This is a genomic window from Polaromonas sp. P3_C2 (assembly GCF_056402675.1).
The window spans coordinates 1-5,390 of sequence record NZ_JBFUGX010000280.1 but is presented as its reverse complement, the minus strand read 5'-3'; the positions used below and the strand labels follow the sequence as shown (position 1 = coordinate 5,390).

4 protein-coding genes are annotated in these 5,390 nt (G+C 62.5%); 2 read left to right on the top strand and 2 right to left on the bottom strand.

From position 1 onward, the window contains the following. Positions 1–215: 215 nt before the first annotated feature. Entirely contained in the window at positions 216–1,982 is a 1,767-nt protein-coding gene (locus AC1DWI_RS12890; protein ID WP_477724966.1) for a FimL-related protein, read from the bottom strand. A gap of 420 nt (positions 1,983–2,402) precedes the next feature. On the opposite strand from AC1DWI_RS12890, the gene senA reads away from it, so the two are divergent. Continuing rightward, entirely contained in the window at positions 2,403–3,632 is a 1,230-nt protein-coding gene (gene senA, locus AC1DWI_RS12885) for a selenoneine synthase SenA (protein ID WP_477724965.1), read from the top strand. A 35-nt stretch (positions 3,633–3,667) separates the two neighbouring features. Here the strand turns inward: senA and AC1DWI_RS12880 are convergent, their stop codons facing one another. Beyond that, positions 3,668–4,780: a substrate-binding domain-containing protein gene (locus tag AC1DWI_RS12880; protein WP_477667980.1), complete on the bottom strand. Its 1,113-nt coding sequence runs from the start codon at positions 4,778–4,780 to the stop codon at positions 3,668–3,670. Between the two features lie 166 nt (positions 4,781–4,946). On the opposite strand from AC1DWI_RS12880, the gene AC1DWI_RS12875 reads away from it, so the two are divergent. After that, positions 4,947–5,390: ABC transporter permease (locus AC1DWI_RS12875; protein ID WP_477724964.1), on the top strand; the 444-nt coding region annotated here is incomplete at its 3' end.

Below are 5,390 nucleotides of genomic sequence, written 5' to 3'. Positions count from 1 at the left end.
CAGGCGCAATCTTGCAGCCGCAACCGCCGCCATGCGACAGGCTGGTGAGCCGGGGTGGGGTGCCCGGAAGTGTTTCAGGGGCGTTCATGGCGTGCTTTCAATGGCGTTCCCGCAGTACCGGCGGTGCGCGGGGGCGKCCAGTTTAAAACAAGGGTGTTTTCTCGGGCATTTCACCAGCTGCCTTCAGGCGCAACCCCGGCCGCGCTCCTGGCGGTTCAGTTGTCCTTGTCGGCCTTCAGTTCGCCTTTCACCGCGTCATACACAAACAGCTTTTTGGCCAGGCCGGGCTGGTAGTTGAGCATGTCAATCAGGAAACTCAAGGCTCCGAGATTGTTGCCGAGGCGATCGACCGATCCTGCCATGTGGGCCTGCTRCTCATTGGCACCAGGTTTGAGCATCTGTTCCACGAGTTCACGCATGTGCATTACCGCCAGGGCTGCCTGGTCTACCCCCAGCATGGACAGCACGCCCTGCATCTGCGCGAGTTGCCCTGGTACCACGGCCAGGGGTTTTTTGTCCTCCGGCGTGCGGAAAAAGCTGTCGAGGGATTTTTCCAGCACACCCAGGGCCACGCGCAGTTCACCCACCACGCTTCCCATGGTCTGTTTGTCGTTGACGCGCTGGTACAGCTCCTCCATCCACGACTCCAGGGGTTGTGGCTGTCCGCCCGTCCTGGCGCTTTCAAGCCGCTCCGCCAGCCGGGCTGTCCGGGCCCACAGGCGCGGGTCGTTGGGGTCGAAATCGTCAAACACGGCTTCCAGGTACAGCACGGCGGTTGCCACCTCCAGCGCCAGTTCGGGGCTGGGGGCCTGACCCGAGCTGACCGTCGAGGCGATCACGCGCGTCAGCGACCGCGCCATCGGCTCGCTCGGCGGATGCAGTTTGACCAGTGAATCCGTCACCAGGCTGAACTGGTCGTTCAGGGATTTGAACTTGCTCAGGTCTCCAGCGGTGGCTGCAGACCATGTTTCCTTTGCCGAGCTGATGCGCTTGCGGGCCTGTGCGATCAGGGCCGGGGCGAAGCGGCCGAACTGGACCGACTCATAGTCCACCGGCTTGAACCGCGTCAAGCCATAACTTGAACGAACCGCCGACAGCACCGGTGCGTCGCTGGAGCGCGGGACTTTCGCCTGGGAACACAGGAAAAGCAGATCTTCCGCAAGCCGGGCCGACGCCTCCGTACCCTTGGCCAGCCAGACATACTGCAGCAGGATGCGCAGGGTTGCACGCTTTACATAGAGATCGATTTTCAGCAGCCCTTTTGCCAGTGCTTCGAAATACGCCGCTGCTATTTTCCAGAAGGTCCTGGGTTCGATGCCGGTTTGAGCCTGGGCGAAGCCCAGGCACACATCGCTGAGGCTCTGTGCGGCTTCTGCATCGCCTGTACGGATGAGGGTCAGCATCAGCCGGTCCAGCAGCTGCCTGGATTCCCCGCCGTACGCCCTGGCATCGACGGTGATATTAAGGACCGGCTCTATCCAGCGCCATTGGAACACCCAGAGATCCGCCGGATGGACGCGGTCGGCGCCAACCAGGCCCTGGATGTCGCGGTACTGGGGAAAAAGCGACACCGCAGACACCGGTTTGCCGGCCAGCACGTCTTCGAGGTAATGCGCCAGGGAAAAACCGGCCAGCTCGATTTTGGTCGCAGCGTCCTGCGTGCATTGCCCCGGTGTCTGGATGAACTTTTGCACCGCCGTTTCCATGGCCCGCAGGACCAGCGCAGGCGCGCTCATGCCGACCATCTCGAGCGCGCCGACCGCCTGGTGCAACTGCTGGCGGGCAGTGCGTAACTGGCCGGCATCGAGTGCTGCAAGATCGGAGTTGCTGACGCCTTCAGCCTCCCGCAAAAAGCGTTTCAGGGCTTTGTTGGAGCCTTCCAGCGACTTGCGCAGTTCTTCCAGCACCCACGCCAGGGGCCCGAGGTCCAGGAGCGTCATGTCGAGCTCGGCGGGCGATGAGTTCAGATCGTGTGGTTGCATAAGTGGCGTGCTGGTGAGTGAGTCAAGGGGCGGGGTCAAGGGGCAGTCGATGCGTCCTCCAGACACCTGCAGGCATTCTCAAGATACGGGGCGACTGGCGGGAGTCTATCCGTGTACTTGTTGTTACAAAAGGGGGTAAGTCGCCGTGGCGCGACACCTTGCCATCAATATTTCGTCGGGTTGGCAGGCCCCCTTGTTTGTCCTCGAGCCCAGTATGCAACCTAAACACTTATGCGCGCCAGCCGGTCGTCCGTCTGCTATTCTGGCCTCAATCGGCGCGCGGCTTTGATGGTGTCTTGTTTGTGTCCATTCGTGTCGGTGCTTGCCAGACTTTGTGCGGGTTCAAGACGCTACACCTTTTCATTACTCCCGCCAGCAATCATTTTTTTCGCGATGGACCGCCAGATCGATTCGCCCCTCATGCGCAGCGCCGGCCGTGACGTCCTGTCGCTGGCGCTGATGGATGCCCGCAATCACACCTTGCGGATTTTTGGCCAGTACCAGCAGGCGCTGGAATCCGTTGGTTTTGCCGTGCCGGCCTCCCCGCCGCTGAGCCCCCCGCTGTGGATGCTCGGCCACGTCGGCTGGTTCCAGGAATGGTGGATCGGCCGCAATGTGCAGCGCGCGCAGGGAATACGCTGCGCACCGGGGCACACCCGCCTCGCTTCGATGGAACTCAACGCCGACCGCTGGTGGGACCCTGCGAGTGTTCCGTACAGCCAGCGCTGGGCGATTGACCTGCCCGATGTGGACGTTTGCCGTGCCTATCTGCTCGACACGCTGGAAAGCACACTGGAACTGCTGGGAAAAGCCGGTGAAGACAGCGATGCACTCTACTTCTACCGCCTGTGCCTCTTTTATGAGGACATGCAGGCCGAAGCCTTGACCCACGCAGCGCAAATGCTGGGTGTGCCCATGGAAAAGGATTTATTGCAAGCCTTCACGCCCCCGTCCATGGCACTGAGGGGYGCGCTGCTGGTCCCGGCTACCGTCTGGAAAATGGGCTCTGCCGCACCATCGGACACTGCAGGCTTTGCCTTCGACAACGAACTGGCGCTGCACGACATCAGCGTGCCCGAGTTTGAGATCGACGCGCAGCCGGTGAGCTGGGCGCAGTTCGTGGAGTTTGTCGATGACGGCGGCTATGACCGGCCCGAGTTCTGGCAGCCCGAGGGATGGGCGTGGTTGCAGGCCACCGTCAAAAGCGAGGGCAGGCGCGGTCCGCGTTACGTTGAACAGATCGGTGTGGCCAGCGGCGCCGTGATGCTGACGCGCTTTGGCAAGGCCATGCGTATGCTCGGCAACCAGCCGGCCATGCATATGAGCTGGTGGGAAGCTGACGCCTGGTGCCGCTGGGCTGGCCGCCGCCTGCCCGCAGAAGTGGAATGGGAAACCGCTGCGTGCACGGCCGCCCGCAGGGGCTTTCGCTGGGGTGACGTGTGGGAGTGGACGGGCACCACCTTTCGCGCTTACCCGGGTTTTGTGCCCGGTCCTTTCGCCGCCTATTCCGAACCCTGGTTCGGCAGCCACAAGGTGCTGCGTGGCGGCTCGTTCGCCACACGTGCGCGCCTGAAGCATCCCCGTTTCCGCAACTTCTGCCTGCCCGGACGGGATGATATTTTCTGTGGCTTCAGGTCTTGCGCGCTATAAAAAGAATAGCTGCCTGCGCTCTTCTATAAAGGATTTCAGGCACTTTTCGCCAATTTTTCCTTGCGGTATGTCCACCAGGGCAAAGTGGCGCGCAGGGACAGCACCTTGCCGCTCTGGGCCGTTTCGCCGCTGTAGCCGGGCAACTCTTCCAGCGTGGCCTGCCAGTCGCGGCTCTGGAGCTCCTTGAGCAGTGCCTGCACCTGCGGCGTGGGCAGTTCGGACTTCAGGCACACCAGGTGGTAGCGCTCTTGCGCCAGCGGGATGAAGCCCAGGCCTTTCTCGCGCGCTGCCGTTTCAATGCCAAGGCCGGCATCGGCGACATTGCTGGCAATCGCCTGGGCTACGGCCGTATGGGATGGCTCCTGGCTCTGGTAGCCCTCGATATCTGAAGTCGCCACACCGGCTTTGCCCAGCAGTTCGTCCAGCAACACGCGCGTGCCGGTGCCTTCCGCCCGGTTCACGTAACGCACGCCCGGCCTTGCAAGGTCGGTGATGCCGGCGATCTGCAGCGGGTTGTTTTTGGCCACGATCAGGCCCTGCATGCGATGGGCGAAGCCGATCAGCTTGTGCAGTCCGGGTTTGAGCAGGTTGCGGTAGGTTTGTGCGGTCACGGACTGACTGCCAGGCTGGTCCAGCGTGTGAAATCCGGCCATCATGCAGCGTCCCGCGTTCAGGGCGGCAATGGCGTCCACGCTGCCCATGAACCGGATGTCCAGGTGCAGCCCGCGCGGGCTCGCCTGCTCGCGCAACGCAGAAAGCGCTGCGTCGTGGCTTGCATACAGCGTGAGCACATGGGCGTTGTCGTCAAAGGCGGTGGAAAAGGCCCGTTCGATGTCGCCTCGCAACGCTTCGATCTGTGGCGCCAGCCGAGCCTGTGCCTGCCGCTCGGCCCAAAGCAGTTTCTCGCCGAATTCCGTGAGCCGTGCCCGCTGGCCTTTGTCCCAGACGATCAGCGTTCGGCCCAGGGTCTGCTCCCGGTCTTTGAGTGCACCCCACACGTGGCGGTACGACAGGTCGAGCGCCTTGGCGGCTTTGGAGATGGAGCCCTGCTCACGCACCGCATGGAGCATGTCCATCAGCGGATTGCGTATCAGGGCGTTTTTGCCGCGCTGGGGTGTGAGCAGGTAAGAGAGTTCGACTTTATGCATGGCAAACGGTAAGTGCACAGATTATGAGTGCATCGGTCGGCGGGAACGGGTCGGGGACGCGGTGGACAGCTTGGGTTTGCCGACCTATGCAAATGAATTCATAGCGATGATTCCCGATGCAAATCAAGGACTTAGGCCCTAGGCTAGAGTGCCGCACAGCTTTGACATGAACACCTTCTCAGACAGCGCCGCCACGGCATTCACGCTCATCACCTCGCTCGATCCCATGCTGGCCAGCATCGTGGCCCGTTCATTGGCCGTGAGTGCTTGTGCCTGCCTCATTGCCTGCAGCGGCGGCTTGCTGCTCGGTGCGTGGCTGGGCGTGTCGCGCTTTCGCGGCCGCGGTGCGGTTCTGGCCCTGCTCAACACGGCACTGGCCCTTCCGTCGGTGGTGGTCGGGCTGGTGGTGTACCTGTTGCTCTCGCGAACCGGCCCCCTCGGTTTTCTGGGCTGGCTGTTTTCCTTCAAGGCCATGGTGCTGGCGCAGGCCGTGCTGGTGCTGCCGGTCGTCACCGCGCTGGTCCGCCAGGCGATTGAAGATGCCGACCGTTCTCATGGCGAGCAATTCCGGTCGCTGGGTGCGGGCCGCTTTGTGCGCGGCCTCATTCTT

Bases quoted from the DNA above. Each gene is read 5' to 3' on its own strand.
- AC1DWI_RS12880 (WP_477667980.1), bottom strand. From the start codon at position 4,780: ATGCATAAAGTCGAACTCTCTTACCTGCTCACACCCCAGCGCGGCAAA.